At 45.7% G+C, this 13,696-nt stretch carries 19 protein-coding genes; 9 read left to right on the top strand and 10 right to left on the bottom strand.

Annotated elements, in window-relative coordinates; translation table 11 throughout:
- The first annotated feature begins 45 nt into the window (after positions 1–45).
- Both AC58QO_RS08125 and AC58QO_RS08120 read left to right on the top strand, forming a co-directional pair.
- Positions 46–333, top strand: a complete 288-nt coding sequence (locus AC58QO_RS08125; RefSeq protein ID WP_497250983.1) for a hypothetical protein — start codon at positions 46–48, stop codon at positions 331–333.
- Between the two features lie 15 nt (positions 334–348).
- Positions 349–867: a VanZ family protein gene (locus tag AC58QO_RS08120; RefSeq protein ID WP_497264797.1), complete on the top strand. Its 519-nt coding sequence runs from the start codon at positions 349–351 to the stop codon at positions 865–867.
- Here AC58QO_RS08120 and AC58QO_RS08115 read toward each other — a convergent pair.
- The gene (locus tag AC58QO_RS08115; protein WP_497264796.1) at positions 845–994 is read right to left on the bottom strand and encodes a hypothetical protein; all 150 of its coding nucleotides are present in this window, start codon (positions 992–994) and stop codon (positions 845–847) included. The two genes, AC58QO_RS08120 and AC58QO_RS08115, sit on opposite strands and share 23 nt — an antisense overlap.
- A 226-nt stretch (positions 995–1,220) precedes the next feature.
- Between AC58QO_RS08115 and AC58QO_RS08110 the strand changes: the two genes are divergently transcribed.
- Positions 1,221–3,038 carry an ABC transporter substrate-binding protein gene (locus tag AC58QO_RS08110; RefSeq protein WP_497264795.1) on the top strand — a complete coding sequence of 606 codons (1,818 nt, stop codon included), beginning with the start codon at positions 1,221–1,223 and terminating at the stop codon, positions 3,036–3,038.
- An 18-nt stretch (positions 3,039–3,056) separates the two neighbouring features.
- On the opposite strand, the gene AC58QO_RS08105 is transcribed toward AC58QO_RS08110, so the two are convergent.
- Entirely contained in the window at positions 3,057–3,320 is a 264-nt protein-coding gene (locus AC58QO_RS08105) for a hypothetical protein (protein WP_497264794.1), read from the bottom strand.
- 104 nt (positions 3,321–3,424) lie between these two features.
- On the opposite strand from AC58QO_RS08105, the gene AC58QO_RS08100 reads away from it, so the two are divergent.
- Positions 3,425–4,582, top strand: coding sequence for a PQQ-dependent sugar dehydrogenase (locus AC58QO_RS08100; protein WP_497264793.1), 1,158 nt, complete (start codon positions 3,425–3,427; stop codon positions 4,580–4,582).
- Between the two features lie 3 nt (positions 4,583–4,585).
- Here the strand turns inward: AC58QO_RS08100 and AC58QO_RS08095 are convergent, their stop codons facing one another.
- Positions 4,586–5,212 carry a DUF5701 family protein gene (locus tag AC58QO_RS08095; protein WP_497264792.1) on the bottom strand — a complete coding sequence of 209 codons (627 nt, stop codon included), beginning with the start codon at positions 5,210–5,212 and terminating at the stop codon, positions 4,586–4,588.
- Positions 5,213–5,384: 172 nt separating this feature from the next.
- On the opposite strand from AC58QO_RS08095, the gene AC58QO_RS08090 reads away from it, so the two are divergent.
- Positions 5,385–6,095, top strand: coding sequence for a MerR family DNA-binding transcriptional regulator (locus AC58QO_RS08090; protein ID WP_497264790.1), 711 nt, complete (start codon positions 5,385–5,387; stop codon positions 6,093–6,095).
- A gap of 87 nt (positions 6,096–6,182) precedes the next feature.
- Here AC58QO_RS08090 and AC58QO_RS08085 read toward each other — a convergent pair whose 3' ends face one another.
- Positions 6,183–6,716 (bottom strand): hypothetical protein, encoded by a 534-nt coding sequence (locus AC58QO_RS08085; RefSeq protein ID WP_497264789.1) that lies wholly within the window; start codon positions 6,714–6,716, stop codon positions 6,183–6,185.
- A gap of 12 nt (positions 6,717–6,728) precedes the next feature.
- Positions 6,729–7,532 carry a hypothetical protein gene (locus AC58QO_RS08080; RefSeq protein WP_497264788.1) on the bottom strand — a complete coding sequence of 268 codons (804 nt, stop codon included), beginning with the start codon at positions 7,530–7,532 and terminating at the stop codon, positions 6,729–6,731.
- A gap of 118 nt (positions 7,533–7,650) precedes the next feature.
- On the opposite strand from AC58QO_RS08080, the gene AC58QO_RS08075 reads away from it, so the two are divergent.
- Positions 7,651–8,595, top strand: a complete 945-nt coding sequence (locus AC58QO_RS08075; protein ID WP_497264787.1) for a helix-turn-helix domain-containing protein — start codon at positions 7,651–7,653, stop codon at positions 8,593–8,595.
- Between the two features lie 12 nt (positions 8,596–8,607).
- Here AC58QO_RS08075 and AC58QO_RS08070 read toward each other — a convergent pair whose 3' ends face one another.
- From AC58QO_RS08070 to AC58QO_RS08060, 3 genes are all read right to left on the bottom strand, one after another.
- Positions 8,608–9,507: an SDR family oxidoreductase gene (locus tag AC58QO_RS08070; RefSeq protein WP_497264786.1), complete on the bottom strand. Its 900-nt coding sequence runs from the start codon at positions 9,505–9,507 to the stop codon at positions 8,608–8,610.
- A 102-nt stretch (positions 9,508–9,609) separates the two neighbouring features.
- Positions 9,610–9,792, bottom strand: a complete 183-nt coding sequence (locus tag AC58QO_RS08065; protein WP_497264785.1) for a hypothetical protein — start codon at positions 9,790–9,792, stop codon at positions 9,610–9,612.
- A gap of 80 nt (positions 9,793–9,872) precedes the next feature.
- The gene (locus AC58QO_RS08060; RefSeq protein WP_497264784.1) at positions 9,873–10,739 is read right to left on the bottom strand and encodes a serine hydrolase domain-containing protein; all 867 of its coding nucleotides are present in this window, start codon (positions 10,737–10,739) and stop codon (positions 9,873–9,875) included.
- A gap of 120 nt (positions 10,740–10,859) precedes the next feature.
- Between AC58QO_RS08060 and AC58QO_RS08055 the strand changes: the two genes are divergently transcribed.
- Complete coding sequence (locus tag AC58QO_RS08055; protein WP_497264783.1) at positions 10,860–11,402, top strand: helix-turn-helix transcriptional regulator; 543 nt, start codon at positions 10,860–10,862, stop codon at positions 11,400–11,402.
- Between the two features lie 33 nt (positions 11,403–11,435).
- On the opposite strand, the gene AC58QO_RS08050 is transcribed toward AC58QO_RS08055, so the two are convergent.
- Positions 11,436–11,867 carry a VanZ family protein gene (locus AC58QO_RS08050; protein ID WP_497264782.1) on the bottom strand — a complete coding sequence of 144 codons (432 nt, stop codon included), beginning with the start codon at positions 11,865–11,867 and terminating at the stop codon, positions 11,436–11,438.
- 171 nt (positions 11,868–12,038) lie between these two features.
- Here AC58QO_RS08050 and AC58QO_RS08045 point away from each other — a divergent pair, with 171 nt between their 5' ends.
- On the top strand, positions 12,039–12,197 hold the full coding sequence (locus AC58QO_RS08045) for a hypothetical protein (RefSeq protein WP_056616564.1): 159 nt from the start codon (positions 12,039–12,041) through the stop codon (positions 12,195–12,197).
- Between the two features lie 75 nt (positions 12,198–12,272).
- Here AC58QO_RS08045 and AC58QO_RS08040 read toward each other — a convergent pair whose 3' ends face one another.
- Entirely contained in the window at positions 12,273–12,512 is a 240-nt protein-coding gene (locus tag AC58QO_RS08040) for a helix-turn-helix domain-containing protein (RefSeq protein ID WP_497264781.1), read from the bottom strand.
- 78 nt (positions 12,513–12,590) lie between these two features.
- Here AC58QO_RS08040 and AC58QO_RS08035 point away from each other — a divergent pair, with 78 nt between their 5' ends.
- A complete protein-coding gene (locus AC58QO_RS08035) occupies positions 12,591–13,685 on the top strand; it encodes a glycoside hydrolase family 3 C-terminal domain-containing protein (RefSeq protein WP_497264780.1) in 1,095 nt (364 codons plus the stop codon).
- The last annotated feature ends 11 nt before the right edge of the window (positions 13,686–13,696 follow it).

The raw sequence follows: 13,696 nt of genomic DNA, 5'->3' as shown, positions 1-13,696 counted from the left end.
AACCTAGTACTATAAACTAGTAGATCGTTTAGGAGTGACGAAGAAGTGTCAAACGCAGTATTGTATTGGGTTTTCTTAGGTGTCGCTTTTGTGGTGCCGTTTGTCATTGGTGTTCTTTTGATGCGGAAAACGAACCGCTTAGGTTTTTCGTTTTGGATCACGACGGCATTGAATATTGTACTTACCCTATTGGCCGTCTTTTGGTGGAAATCGGTGACAACAGATAAGTTCCAAATGATGTTCGGGATGGCTTTCTATGGCGTATCCGCAGTGAATTTAATGGTTATTGAATTCTTTGCCTTGTTCAGTATTCGCAAAAAATTGAATCCGTGAGTGAAAGGGGCCGTTATGCCGAAGTTAACACGATCGAAGACGGTATTCTACGTGTTCCTAGTTGCAGCGATTCTTTGGATGGCTTTCATCTATATGAAGTCTGCCGAGCCTTATCAGCAGCAGAGCTTGAAGCCATATTTGGAATCGAAATTTTCCACCGAAAAGTTGAAAGAGCATATCCCCAAAGTGAAGTTTACTTACGATCAACAGGTGGTTTCATGGCAAGACCCCATCAATTTGATCGAATTCTTCATAAGAAAAGCAGGGCACGTTAGCGAATACGCTGTGCTTGCCCTGCTTTGGTCGATAGCCTTACTAGCGAAACCTGTCAGAATGAACATAGCTTTGATCAGCTCCTTCCTGATTTCATTGCTTTACGCAATGACGGATGAATGGCATCAGTCGTTCGTGAAAGACCGAACGGGGCACGGAATCGATGTGGTCGTCGACGGAGTTGGTATACTGTGTGCGCTCATTCTGGTTGTCGTGGTAGTTGCAATAAGAAAACGTATTAAATCCAGAAAAACAAGCTAGTTAGAAGCACGTAGACTTTTCTTTTGCGAACGGATTTCCATTTCCAATGTTCGCGGGATTGGCTTTCCAGATCTTGCTGCTGCCACTCCATTAATTTCTCTGATACATAGAGGTCTGTTGGTTGCATATGAGGTTCACTTTCCTTTCTTTTCCTGATACCCTTAGTTTACGCTGGAATAAGGGGAACAAAAAGAGTATAATTCACTTCAATGATTTCCCCTTTTACCACATAAGAATTTATAAGTTTCCAAGTCTCGGAACAACAAATTCTTATTGGCGATAAAAACAACCTTTAAAACGCGGTCGGGCATCCTCGTTCGATAGAAGGTTTTCTTATAGAAAGGACGTTGAAGATGCAGCTACTGACTCATTTTTTGGAGCTTCGTGCGGGTTTTGAGCATGGTGTTGAGCATAAGCCGCAGCCAATAACGCTGGAAGAATTAGCGGAAAGATTATATTGCTCAACACGAAATGTGAAGATTTTATTGAAAAAAATGAGTGATCAAAATTGGATTTCCTGGAAACCAGGTCGAGGAAGAGGAAATATTTCCGAGCTTACTTTTTTGGTCTCATCAGAAGATATGATCTCGAAACAAGCAATGGCGCTTGCAAGTCGGGGGGATTATTTAGGCACGATCGAGCTGATTCATCAACTAGGTAAAGGAGAAGCGTTACAAGACTCCTTCATCGAGTGGTTGTTCAGCTTTTTTGGCTATCGGACGGTTGAACACGAGGAGCGTTTCAAGGATACACTGCGCGTTCCAGTGTACAAATGGCTAGTAACGCTGGATCCCGCCCAATCTTTCTTTGCCTTTGATTTTCATCTGGTTAGCCAAATTTTCGATACCCTCATACGTTATAATTCGCAAACGAAGGTGATCGAGCCGCATCTTGCACACTACTGGGAAATCAGCGAAGATGGATTGCATTATACTTTTTATTTGCGAAAAGGCGTGCTGTTCCATCACGGCAGAGAGATGACAGCGCATGATGTCAGCTACTCCCTATCGCGATTACGGAAGCTGGGTCAGGCCGCCACGCAAGGCTGGATGACTGAGAGTATTGAGTCGATTACGGTACTGAATCGAAGTGCAGTAGCTATCGAGTTAAGTCAGCCTAATGTGCTGTTTCTTCAGCAGCTTGCGCATATCTCTATGGCCATTGTCCCTGAAGAAATTTGCCGGGATAATGAATCTATTTTTGGTCGAATGCCCATTGGCACAGGTCCGTTCAGGCTGGAACGTAACGATGATTACATTTGTAAGCTGCGTGCATTTGATCACTATTTTGGCGTGCGACCGCATATGGATCTCATTGAAATTTGGCTCTTGCCCTCTGATCTGAAAGAAGCGACGCCTAGCTGGGATAAGGTTCAAGTGTTTCGAGGGGGATCGAATTCGCATAATCCTGTTGGAGCGATTGACAAAGAATCGGAATGGCATCAGATCGAACAGACGATTATGGGCTGCAGCTTGTTGACGTTTAATCGGAATAAAAGAGGGCCGCAATGCCATGCCAACTTCCGCAAAGCCGTTGATCTCGTCATTGATCGCGAGCTTATGATTAAAGTGCTTGGCGGTTTTCGAGAAGCACCTGCGAGCAGCTTTTTGCCTAGTATGGATCCACTTGCAAAGTCTAGAACGGATATAGCTGAGGCGAAGCGTCTGCTGGATGAAATGGGCTACAATGGCGAAACACTTCACATGTATGTCTATCGGAATAATAACGAGGATGCCATGTGGATTTGTCGGCAGTGTGCACAGATTGGGATCCCCATCGAGATCACGATTCGGAGTGAATCCGATATGATGCAACTGAACACGATTGATGAAGCGGATCTTATTTTTTATCACATTTGCATGGAAAGCAATTATGACCTTCATATTATTCAGATATTGAAACAAAGTAACAGCTATGTTCGTGCGCATTTGAATAGAGAGCGGTTGCCATGGGTAGATTTGAAAATGGAGGGGATTCTTAGTAATCCTAGTCTCGATGAGCGAATTGCGGGTTTGCATGCCTTGATTGCTGAGCTTCAAGCGGAGAAGTCGTTCCTGTTCGTCCTTCATCGCTCGCAACAAACGACCTACCACGATTCGATCAAAGGTGTGACGATCAATGATTTAGGGTGGATTGATTTCAGGGAAATTTGGTTTACACCAAATGGTTAATTAAAAGAAAAAACGACCTTACGGTCGTCTCGGAGCAGGCGTTTCAAAACGGTTTTCCATGGTCATCCAACGTCCGTTAGCAACGAAAAAGCCGACGAACGCGAAAACGAGCAGTCGAATCGGAATCCAAACCGGATTAATAGATTGTAAAAATATGAATTCAAAAAGGGTCGTTAGGAGCGCTGCTCCAATTCCCCATGGAACGATTCCGAACATTACTAAATATTTGGAACGACCGAGTTGCTTTCTCTTGAGCCATACTGCTTTATGCGAATCTTTCATGTGTAAGCTCCCTTTTTTCTTTCTAGTATAGCATTGCTGGCGAAAAATCTCGAATGATAGCTGCCAAGCATTCCTATAAGTTAAACTTGTAAAGGAGGATGTTAATGATGAAGCGTTATAGCCTTGTTTCAATGAGTCTATTCCTGCTGGTTATCCTTACAGCTTGCTTTTGGTCGAAGGATACAGAGCCTTCTTCCTCTACAACAACGAACGGCATTTCACTAAGCAATATGTTCGAACCGTCTACCTTCGAGCGCCCCGTTGGGCTTGAGCATCGTGTTGGCAACCCGGATCTGTTGTATATTGTCGAGCAGCCGGGTCGGATCATGAGCGTGAATATCAACAAGCCGAAGGAAAAACCGACACTCATTTTAGATATTACCGGTCGCGTCAACGACAGTGGAAACGAGCAGGGTCTGCTTGGATTAGCCTTCCACCCGAAGCATCCGAATCAGGCTTATGTGAACTACACAACGGAGACGCATACGATAATCGCGCGATATGAAGCTGATACCACGAACCCTTCGCTTCTGGATCCGAAGAGTGAACAAGTGCTGTTAACGATTAAGCAGCCATACCCTAACCACAATGGTGGACAATTAGCATTCGGGCCGGATGGCTATTTATACATAGCAACGGGTGATGGAGGCAGCAGCGGCGATCCCCAGAATAACAGCCAGAACTTGCAATCTTTACTGGGCAAAATATTACGTATCGACGTAGACAAACAAGCAAACGGGCTCCTCTATGCCATCCCCGCTGACAATCCGTTTATTACCAAAGGAGCTAAGGAAATCTATGCCTATGGACTGCGGAATCCTTGGCGATTCAGTTTTGATACCGTTACTGGCAAGCTCTGGGCGGCAGATGTTGGCCAAAACAAGTTCGAAGAAATAGATATCGTGGAAAAAGGCAAAAACTACGGCTGGCGCATTCAAGAAGGATTCGAGTGCTACGAACCAAAGGTTGGCTGCAATAAATCCGGCTTAGAGCAACCTATTTTTACCTATGGTCGTGATCAAGGTGTCTCCGTAACCGGAGGCTATGTGTACAGGGGCTCAAAGCTGCCAGATCTGAAAGGCTGGTATGTGTATGCGGATTATGGTTCGGGTACCATTTGGGCATTGTCTCAACTTAGTGACGGCACTGTCAAAAATAAAACCTTACTCGAATCCGGCCAGCACATTGCTTCCTTCGGGACGGACGCAACTGGCGAGTTGTACCTGTGCACGCAAGATGGCAAGATATTGAAAATCGTTTAATGGTTACCCGCCTATTCTACTTCCACAGGAAGCCGAGCCTAGCCATGTGTGCGGGTTACCCGCCCAACACCACCCTAGCTTCGGCTTTCTGTCACTAATCCATAACGCAGTGACTCTACGGTCACCACAACGAGAGCCGAGCAGCGAGAAGCCATTATTTTTCTGCAAAATATCAGGAAAATGGGTAACTAGGCTTATTCCCTCTTCTAGGGTAAGCGGAGAACGGTTATCTTGCGTTATGAAGGTAAGTGCTGCGTTAGGAGTTACGTTGCGTGTTCCTTTCCCCATATCGATATCCACCATCACATAAGCCATTCCCTCTGGAAGCTGAATCCCTTCAATGGGTTGAAAGCTAGTGATTTCCTCCATATCCATGACGCTGAACCCCTTCTTCCCTTCTCGCTCCACGCGTTGTATCGCTAGTTCGCCATGTACCCACTCTCGCTTTATCACAATGACAAAAGGAACTTTATCTTCTTGCCATTCTAAATGGACATAATTCATTTCATAGATTTTACTCTTTAGCGGTTCCAATGCTTTACGAAATTCCTCCTCGCTTAAACCAACTAGCTGAGGATACCCTTTATGAAGCAAGTTCTCGACTTGCCGATCGAATTCTTGATTTAACATCTGACCGTGCATACCTCCTTAGCGAACTTCTAGTTGTTCTTATATATTCATCATACAACATTCAAGCTAATTCTAAAGTTTATTGATTTTCCCCCTTTTCAATTAAAATAATATAGAATAAACCTTATAACTCTGCTTTAATCTTAGAAGAATGTGTAGATGAGGTGAGCCTTTGACCATTAGACCCATTGATATCGCAAATAAACTTAACATCAGCACGAGTACCTTGCGAAATTATGAAAATAAAGGTCTCATTCCAGCCTCCACACGGTCATCCAAAGGCTATCGACTTTACACCGATGAGCATGAGGCTTACTTTGCCTGTATTCATGCCATGGCACCAGGCTTTGGGATGGACGCGACAGTTAGCGTTTTACGACACATACAAAATAAAGAGCTTGCATCCGCGCTCCGAATCGTGAATGGGCTGCAAGTTAACCTGCATCGAGATACACAGTTGGCTGAAACGAATATTCAAATCTTAGAATCACAAAAGCCTAGCTTATTTGATACCCATGACATGATCCACTGGATGACCATTGGTGAAGTCTCAGAGAAAACTTCCCTCCCGCGCTCTACACTTCGACACTGGGAACAAGTCGGTCTCATCACTTCGTCACGCGATCCACAGAATGGCTATCGGAGATATAATCCTTCCCAATTACACAAAATCCTGCTGCTCCGCACCTTGCGACCTGCCGTCTATTCGCTTGATCTGATCGGACTAAAACAAGCCATCGCAGACATGGATCCGAATGATGTTGAACACGCCAAAAGGATCGCACAGCAATCCCTACTATTCCTAGACAGAATCAATCAGGAACAGTTACGCGGCGTTTATTATTTGTATAATTTATGCCGGCTTCTGGGACTAATTACGTAGACTAGGGTCACCCTTTGCGTATAAAACAAAGAAGCTAAGCGCAAACACGCCACCTAGCTTCTTTTCCATTCCAAGTATTAGGTTGCCTTACAACCGGTCAAAATTCAAATCTTTAAATTCAATCTTCCCGCAGAAGGCAAAATGCTTGATACTGCGCTTCTCCTCCTCCGGCATCTTGGCGAGTTCGGGATTACCCTGCAGGCTGCCGAGCCCAGACTGGTCCTGGTCTATCCAACGATTCATAATCTCTCGGATAATTTCGTCTAGACTCTGCTCCTGCCCAGATTTGTTCTTATGCATGATAGGTATCCATTTTTTACCAAACTTAACGTGAGTTCGTTCATCGATAATATCGATTTCTGCTGTCATCCCGGACAGAATGTCGCCTTTCTCATAGTACGATTCCATCGATTTCTTCTTTCTCGTGAAGGAACAGGTCTCTCCGACCATCGACAGCTCTGAGTAATAATTCTCGAACTCGCTGATGGCATCTTCTCCATACGGAATAGCGAACTCGTTCGTATCATAGCCCATCTGTTGCAAGCGTCGCACGCCCATTTGATGATGGCGAGTTTCATCCCATATATGACGGCTGAAGTCGCAGTAAAATTCAAAAGGCATATCCGAAAGCCCTTAGAACACATAGCACATCGGATCAACAACTTGTATTTCCGTCATATAATGCCACATGAAAATTTTCAAGTTGTCAGCGACTTCATTAGGTGGAATAAACTCGGCCGTCGTCTTCACCTTGTTAGGCTTGACGCGCTTACGAGGCGCTGGTCCTAACGGTTCGGCAATCGGGAACGCCGGGGGCGTATTTCCTATGGCTTCCACCTGTGTCTCGTCGACGCTGCCGATGTGCTTGAGCGCATCTTTGGCATAAGCTCGAAACCGTTCGACACTAAGCAGCATTTCTGGCTGCTTCACAGCTTCATGGACGATCAACCGTGCCCAATCGTTATGTTTCCGCTTTTTGGGGATGATGTCCTCGAGCAGCTCAATGGTCGGCGCATCGAAAATCGGATCCAGCCCATCCAGCAACCGTTCATAAGCATCCACCATGGAACGGTTCAGCTCTAGGAACCAGCCCGCCATGAAAGCAAAGAACGTATCTGCCCGCGAAACGTTCTGTAACAATTCTTCCAGCGCGGCAGACGGAATCGCCACCTTACGGTTGCTAGATAGTTCTTCTTTGCGAGTGAGTAACTGCTCAGCGAATGTCATTTGATGCCACATGATGTGCGACATTTCGCACTTCCACGCGAGCTCTGGAGCCGCGGGAACCCAACCAGCAACGACGCGGGAGGACGCCCATTCTAGAAAGACGAGTCTATTCAACGTCTGGATCTGGTCGGCGGCCCGCATCCAGTAGCCGCCAAGTTGATTTTTAAACGACTCCGATTCGAAAGTTTCTATAGGGAAAGCTTGTGTCATTGTCAAATCCTCTTTTCCATGTGAGAATAAAAGTAAGCCCTTGCTAATTACAATTGTAAAGGGTTTCATGATGTTCATTCTTGGTCGATTTTGTATTTCAATGAGGTGATTCTGCGAGGTGGAAGCAACTACATTATTCTATACAGATGAGATGTGGCTGGAGAGCAAGGACTTCCCCTTCTACACCGCTCGCTATGCGTTTGAAGCAGGGGAGATCATTCCGCTACATGCGCATCAGTTTGTGGAATTCGTCTATGTAAGTGAAGGTGTTGGGAAGCATACGTATCGCGGACAGACTTACGATATTGCGAAGGGAGACGTCTTCGTGATCGAACCGAACGTGCCGCATGCTTATGAAGCGAGTAACGGCCCGTTGGTCGTCTACAATGTTCTTTTCCAAACGTCCGTACTTAATTCGGAGATTGGGACGTTGTCCAAGGAGACATCTTTCTTAGACTTTTTCTACATCGAGCCATTTTTTCGTAACTATACGGATTTCCAGACAAGACTTACCTTAAGTCATCATGAGCATCTGGAGATCGTTCTGCATCTCGACCGATTGTTGCGAGAGTTTCATCACAAGGAAATGGGCTATCGTATTATCATCAAAAACAGGCTGATTGAGCTGCTAATCGACCTGAGCCGACGCTATGCAAGCCACGTTCATCCTCCTTGGCCACCGTTGCAGGATGTTCATGATTTGTTTGAGGATATGGCCAAATTTATATCCATTCACTATGCTAGTCCGCTAAGTCTGGAACAAATGAGTGCGTTATGCGGGATGAGCCTATCCACATTTTCGATGAAGTTCAAGTCCCATTTCGGTCAAACATTCGTCGAGTACCGCAACCAAATTCGGATACTTGTCGCGCAGGATCTGCTTGTCCGCACGGATGACAAAATAGCCACAATTGCAGAGCAAGTGGGCTTTGAGGATTTGAGTTTTTTCAATAAAGTATTCAGAAGACTATCTTTAAAATCTCCCAAGACTTACCGAGAAGAAGCGCAACAGGCTGGAAACTTCCATAAAAATAGTTCACTCCGAACCCCCATGAAATCATGAGGGTTGTCGTTGTTAGGTCTCTGTCATGATGCCGCCATTCACATGCAGAACTTGACCTGTAACGAAAGAGGAGTCGTCCGAAGCTAGATAAATATAAGTCGGAGCCAGTTCGAACGGCTGACCAGCGCGCTTCATAGGCGTTTCTAATCCGAAGGTTTTCACATATTCAGCTGAATAGCTGGAAACGATTAATGGCGTCCATATGGGACCTGGTGCCACCGCGTTCACTCGTATTCCGCGCTCTACTAGTTGCAGGGACAACGAGCGAGTAAAGGATACGATAGCTCCTTTCGTTGATGAATAATCAACCAATAGCGGAGCTCCCGCGTAGGCGGTAACTGATGCCGTACTGATGATAGAGCTTCCAGGGTGGAGATGAGGAAGTGCTGCTTTCGTCAAATAAAAGTGAGGAAAAATGTTGGTACGATACGTATCCTCCAGCTGTTCGTTCGTGATGTCCATGATGCTCTTCTGAGGGAACTGGACACCTTGGTTTAAAACTAAAACGTTGATTTTCCCATAACACGCCAACGTTTTTTGGACGATTTCAGTTGAGAACTCCGGTTGGCGGAGATCGCCTTCAATCAACAGACAACGTCCGCCGTATTGCTCCACCATCGATTTGGTCGCGACGGCATCTTCACGTTCGTACAAATAGACAATCGCTACGTCTGCGCCCTCTTTGGCGAATCCAATGGCAACTGCACGACCAATCCCACTGTCACCACCTGTTAGGATGGCAACTTTACCCGACATTTTCCCGCTTCCCTTGTATGCAGGGTTATCGGATATAGGAATCGGGTTCATCAAATATTCGAGTCCAGGCTGTCGGTCTTGATGTTGGGGTGGGAACGTAACAGGCACCTGCTTGCATTTCGTTTCTTGGCTGTAGTACGGATACATCGGAATCATAGATGGACCTCCAATTATCATGTTGGTCCATGATATTCACCTAGTTGATGAATGGTCCCCTTCATCTCCAACCAACCTCGTGCAATCCTTTTGACCCATCCATTACCCCAACAACCCCATCCTTTTCAACGTGGTCACCACCTCAATCAAGGCTTTGAAGCTCCTAATAATCGCCGTACTGGAGCCAAAATTCATGACGATATGCGTATCGGTATCCGGATCGCTGAACATATGCGTTCCCAGAATCCCGCTATGTCCCTGGAGCCTTGGTAACCCCCTGAGCAAGAAGAAAAATTCCTCGAAATGGAGTTCCATCATCCCTAATCCATAATGGATGCCATTTCGGAATTTGTGTGTGAAAGTTGTCATTGCCTGAAGCGATGCGGCATTAACGCATGTTCCATGTAGGAGTGCTTTTTGAAAAAGCAGGAGATCATGCGGCGTCGCACGATGCCTCCCCCCGCCCAATCGCAGCTTAAGCTTGGAAATCGGCTGATTTCCACCTTGTTCAACCAAATATCTTGAATCGGTTCCGCGGGTGTATGCTTCGGCTCAGAATCATACATCAAATAGGAATCGTTCATTTGCAGTGGGCTGAATAGCTCATTATGCAGGTTATCGCTAAAAGAAAAGCCCGTGACACGCTCAATGATCTGCCCCAGCAGGATATAGCCTGTATCGGAGTAGTGAAAGCGCGCGCCTGGAGGTCCTAGGCTAGTTTGATTTTCCCGTGTGAATTCGATCAATGCTGCAGGCGTCCACCATTCATTGGGATTGGCAACGATTCGTTGCATAAACGTAGGCTTACGTATAACCGGATCTTCAAAATAATCAGACAAACCCGAGGTGTGATCCAGCAGCTGCTTGATCGTCACTTTCCCCGCATAGTCCACATCTCGATACACGAAGAGCTTCCTCAGCTCAGACGGCGGCAAATAGTCAGCAACAGAATCATCCAGCGAGATACGGCCACTCTCCGCCAGTTTCATTAGTAGCACAGCTGTAAAAACTTTCCCAATGCTTGCCGTATGAAAAGGCTGATTGAGTGAGATCGCAGCGCCATTCCTTGCTGATATTTCACCTACTGCGTAGTGATATGCAAATCCGCCGCTTTCAATCAACACTTGTAAGCCAGTTTGATGGCGGCTGCTCTTAAGAATTCGCGTGAAGTACCCATTGAGATGCCTTGTTGCTTCCTCATTACTCCAAGATTTCCGAACAAACATCGCCATAAGGAACCTCCCAAGAATGAATTGTGTTCGCTAACGGTCCAATGTTACTATTAGTAATATAACTAATCGTAGTGTAAGGACAAGTCGTACGTCAACGCGAATAATAAGGGGTGTCGCCGCTTGGAATTTGTCATTCTCGGTTTATTGATTTTGAAGAATCAAACGGTCTATGAGCTCAACAAAGCGTTCCAACAAGGAATCGCCTTGTTCTATAGCGCCAGTTATGGCAGCTTACAAACAGCTTTAAAGAAGCTCCTTCAACAAGGAGATATTGGTTATGAGGAGCAAGTCGAGCGGGGACGAAACAAAAAAGTGTATGTCATTTCCGCCAAGGGAAAAGAAGCCTTCTATGCTTGGATGGGCGCGGAAATACCAGCTAGCAGATTGGAATCCACAGCGTTAGCTAAAGTGTTCTTTTTGGGATTAGTCGATTCCGCCCAAGAAAAGCGTGCCGTACTCCAGCAAATCATCGTACAGATTGAGAAAGTAGAGTTTGAACTAAAGCAAATGGACGAAGGGCTCCAGCACGTACAAGTTCCAGCTCCCTATGCTGACATTCTTGCGTACCAAATCAAAACGCTTGATTATGGCATCCGATCGCATACTTTTGCCAAGGCATGGTTCGAAGCGCTTCTTGCCGAGCTCCCAACGAATTCGTCTTAAGGCACTATGTGTGCATCCACAAAAAAATGCCGCTCACTTGAGCGACATTTTATCATTCCTATGATCGGTATACTCATAAATCCTCGAACTGAAAAAGCTCGTAAATAATACGCCAACGGAATCAATTGCCATGTCATACAGCCTGCCATCCCGATGGAAATACAATTGGAGAACTTCTGTTGCTCCAGCAAACAAGATGGATATGACAATCGACGACTTCATGTTCTGCAATAGATTGAGTAGTAGTAAATACATCATCCCGAATCCTAGGAAATGTCCTATTTTTACGATCACCCAATGAGAATGAATACTTCTGATGTCGAAAAGTCTGAGCATCTCGGAGAAATCAGGATTTCGATCAACATCGAAGTACAGGACATGATTACGTACAAGCTGTCCCAGATTGAAATTACATAGACAAACAATGAGAATTAACGCCCAAATGATAACCAGTACTACCCTCATACGCTTTTTCTCCATCATATTTTTTAATTACATAAGGCCTAACTTAACGATATCTTCTATCTTTCCCAATCACAAAATATCCCAGACATGATCGATCTGCATATGAAACTATCTTTGAAGCAAACTATGCGATGTCTTGCCTAACCCAACTTACTTGGAGGAGTGATGTTCATGCGCGAGGGATTGATACCCGCTGTTCTGGGGACTGTCGTTTCTGCATCTGGTGCTACCATGCTAAAAAGCAAGTATAAGCTTCTTGGTGTCGGCGTCCTAGGCTTTGGAGTTGCTCATGTGATTCTGGGAGCGATTGATTTGGTTGAACATCGTTAGGTTTTGGTAAGATCAACAGCAAGAACCCCTATGTCTCTGACGTTGGGGTTCTTTCATATACGTTTTACCTGATCCTCAGCTTTTCTCCCGCTTATGATCTCGATACTGCTTCGGCGTCACACCGGCAACTTTCTTGAACGACTTGATGAAATGAGTCTGATCATAATAGTTCAGACGGGTCGCAATCGTGGAGACCGATTCACTTGTGAAATCCAGTAGTTTCTTGGCTTCTTCCACTTTCTCTTGTTGAATAAAGGTACTGATCGTCACACCGGTTTCCTTTTTGAAAAGGGAAGATAAATAGGTTCCATTCAAGCCAGTCTTCGCAGCCAGATTCGATCACTTATGTTCCTGGATATGCGTTGGACAACGAAGAGGTCGACCACTGCATAATTGAAGAAGCCAAAATTGGCGGCGCAAGCGGCGGAGGTCACCCTTATTTTCGCCGGATTACCAGATGGCTTCGAATCTGAGTTGGCCGACCGTGCACACTTGAAGCTGCCTAAGAACCAACAACAGATTATTGAAGCCGTCGCGGCTGTACACAACAACGTCGTTGTCGTCCTAATGAACGGCTCATCGCTGGAAATGTCTTGGGCCCCGCAAGTTGCCGGGATCATTGAGGCTTACCTAGGCGGACAAGGAGTTGGCCGCGCAATTGCTGATGTCCTGTTCGGGAATGCCAATCCTAGCGGCAAGCTGGCAGAAACATTCCCTATGAAGCTGGAAGATAATCCATCCTTCCTTCATTTCCCTGGCGAGGGTGATCGCGTGGAATACAGAGAAGGCATCTTTGTCGGCTATCGCTATTATGATACGAAAAAAATGGCCCCTCTTTTCCCTTTTGGACATGGGCTTAGTTACACAACTTTCGAATATTCTAATATTACCGTGAACCGCGCAGAGTTGCTTGATACAGATACCTTGGACGTGCAAGTTACCGTTTCAAACACCGGATCTTGCGCGGGGAAGGAAATCATTCAGCTGTATGTAAAGGACATCGAAAGTTCCGTAACAAGACCCGACAAAGAATTGAAAGACTTCGCTAAGGTAGCGCTCGAACCAGGCGAACAAACGACTATCTCTTTTACACTTGATAAGCGTTCCTTTGCTTATTACAACACCGAGCTGAAGGATTGGCACGTCGAGAGCGGCGAGTTCGAGATTCTCATCGGCGGATCTTCAAGACAAATTGCACAACGAATTACGATTCTAGTGAATTCAACAGTGGTGCTCCGCCAAACGTACACGCGTAACTCTTTGCTTGGTGATCTCATGAGAAATCCGGTTGCCGCACCTATGATGCAAGCACTCACGCAGAACTTCCAAGCCTCCATGGGAATCTCGGAAGGTGATGAGAAAATGGCCAAAATCATGCAAGCCGCACTCATTTCCATGCCGCTTCGCAACCTCATTTCATTCAGCCAAGGTGCATTCTCAGACGAGATGGTGGAACATTTACTCCTCCAACTTAACGGACAAAACTAATCATAGAAGCG

The organism is Paenibacillus sp. J31R30 (assembly GCF_059692115.1).
Note: the sequence above shows the minus strand (reverse complement) of the source record. Positions and strands in the feature narration are given on the sequence as shown.

What these genes read in the sequence shown, in the direction of transcription:
- AC58QO_RS08115 (WP_497264796.1), bottom strand. Translation starts at nt 994, where the DNA reads ATGCAACCAACAGACCTCTATGTATCAGAGAAATTAATGGAGTGGCAG.
- AC58QO_RS08085 (WP_497264789.1), bottom strand. Translation starts at nt 6,716, where the DNA reads ATGCCTTTTGAATTTTACTGCGACTTCAGCCGTCATATATGGGATGAA.
- AC58QO_RS08105 (WP_497264794.1), bottom strand. Translation starts at nt 3,320, where the DNA reads ATGAAAGATTCGCATAAAGCAGTATGGCTCAAGAGAAAGCAACTCGGT.
- AC58QO_RS08070 (WP_497264786.1), bottom strand. Translation starts at nt 9,507, where the DNA reads ATGATTCCGATGTATCCGTACTACAGCCAAGAAACGAAATGCAAGCAG.
- AC58QO_RS08095 (WP_497264792.1), bottom strand. Translation starts at nt 5,212, where the DNA reads ATGTTAAATCAAGAATTCGATCGGCAAGTCGAGAACTTGCTTCATAAA.
- AC58QO_RS08110 (WP_497264795.1), top strand. Translation starts at nt 1,221, where the DNA reads ATGCAGCTACTGACTCATTTTTTGGAGCTTCGTGCGGGTTTTGAGCAT.
- AC58QO_RS08045 (WP_056616564.1), top strand. Translation starts at nt 12,039, where the DNA reads ATGCGCGAGGGATTGATACCCGCTGTTCTGGGGACTGTCGTTTCTGCA.
- AC58QO_RS08060 (WP_497264784.1), bottom strand. Translation starts at nt 10,739, where the DNA reads ATGGCGATGTTTGTTCGGAAATCTTGGAGTAATGAGGAAGCAACAAGG.
- AC58QO_RS08120 (WP_497264797.1), top strand. Translation starts at nt 349, where the DNA reads ATGCCGAAGTTAACACGATCGAAGACGGTATTCTACGTGTTCCTAGTT.
- AC58QO_RS08100 (WP_497264793.1), top strand. Translation starts at nt 3,425, where the DNA reads ATGATGAAGCGTTATAGCCTTGTTTCAATGAGTCTATTCCTGCTGGTT.
- AC58QO_RS08080 (WP_497264788.1), bottom strand. Translation starts at nt 7,532, where the DNA reads ATGACACAAGCTTTCCCTATAGAAACTTTCGAATCGGAGTCGTTTAAA.
- AC58QO_RS08050 (WP_497264782.1), bottom strand. Translation starts at nt 11,867, where the DNA reads ATGAGGGTAGTACTGGTTATCATTTGGGCGTTAATTCTCATTGTTTGT.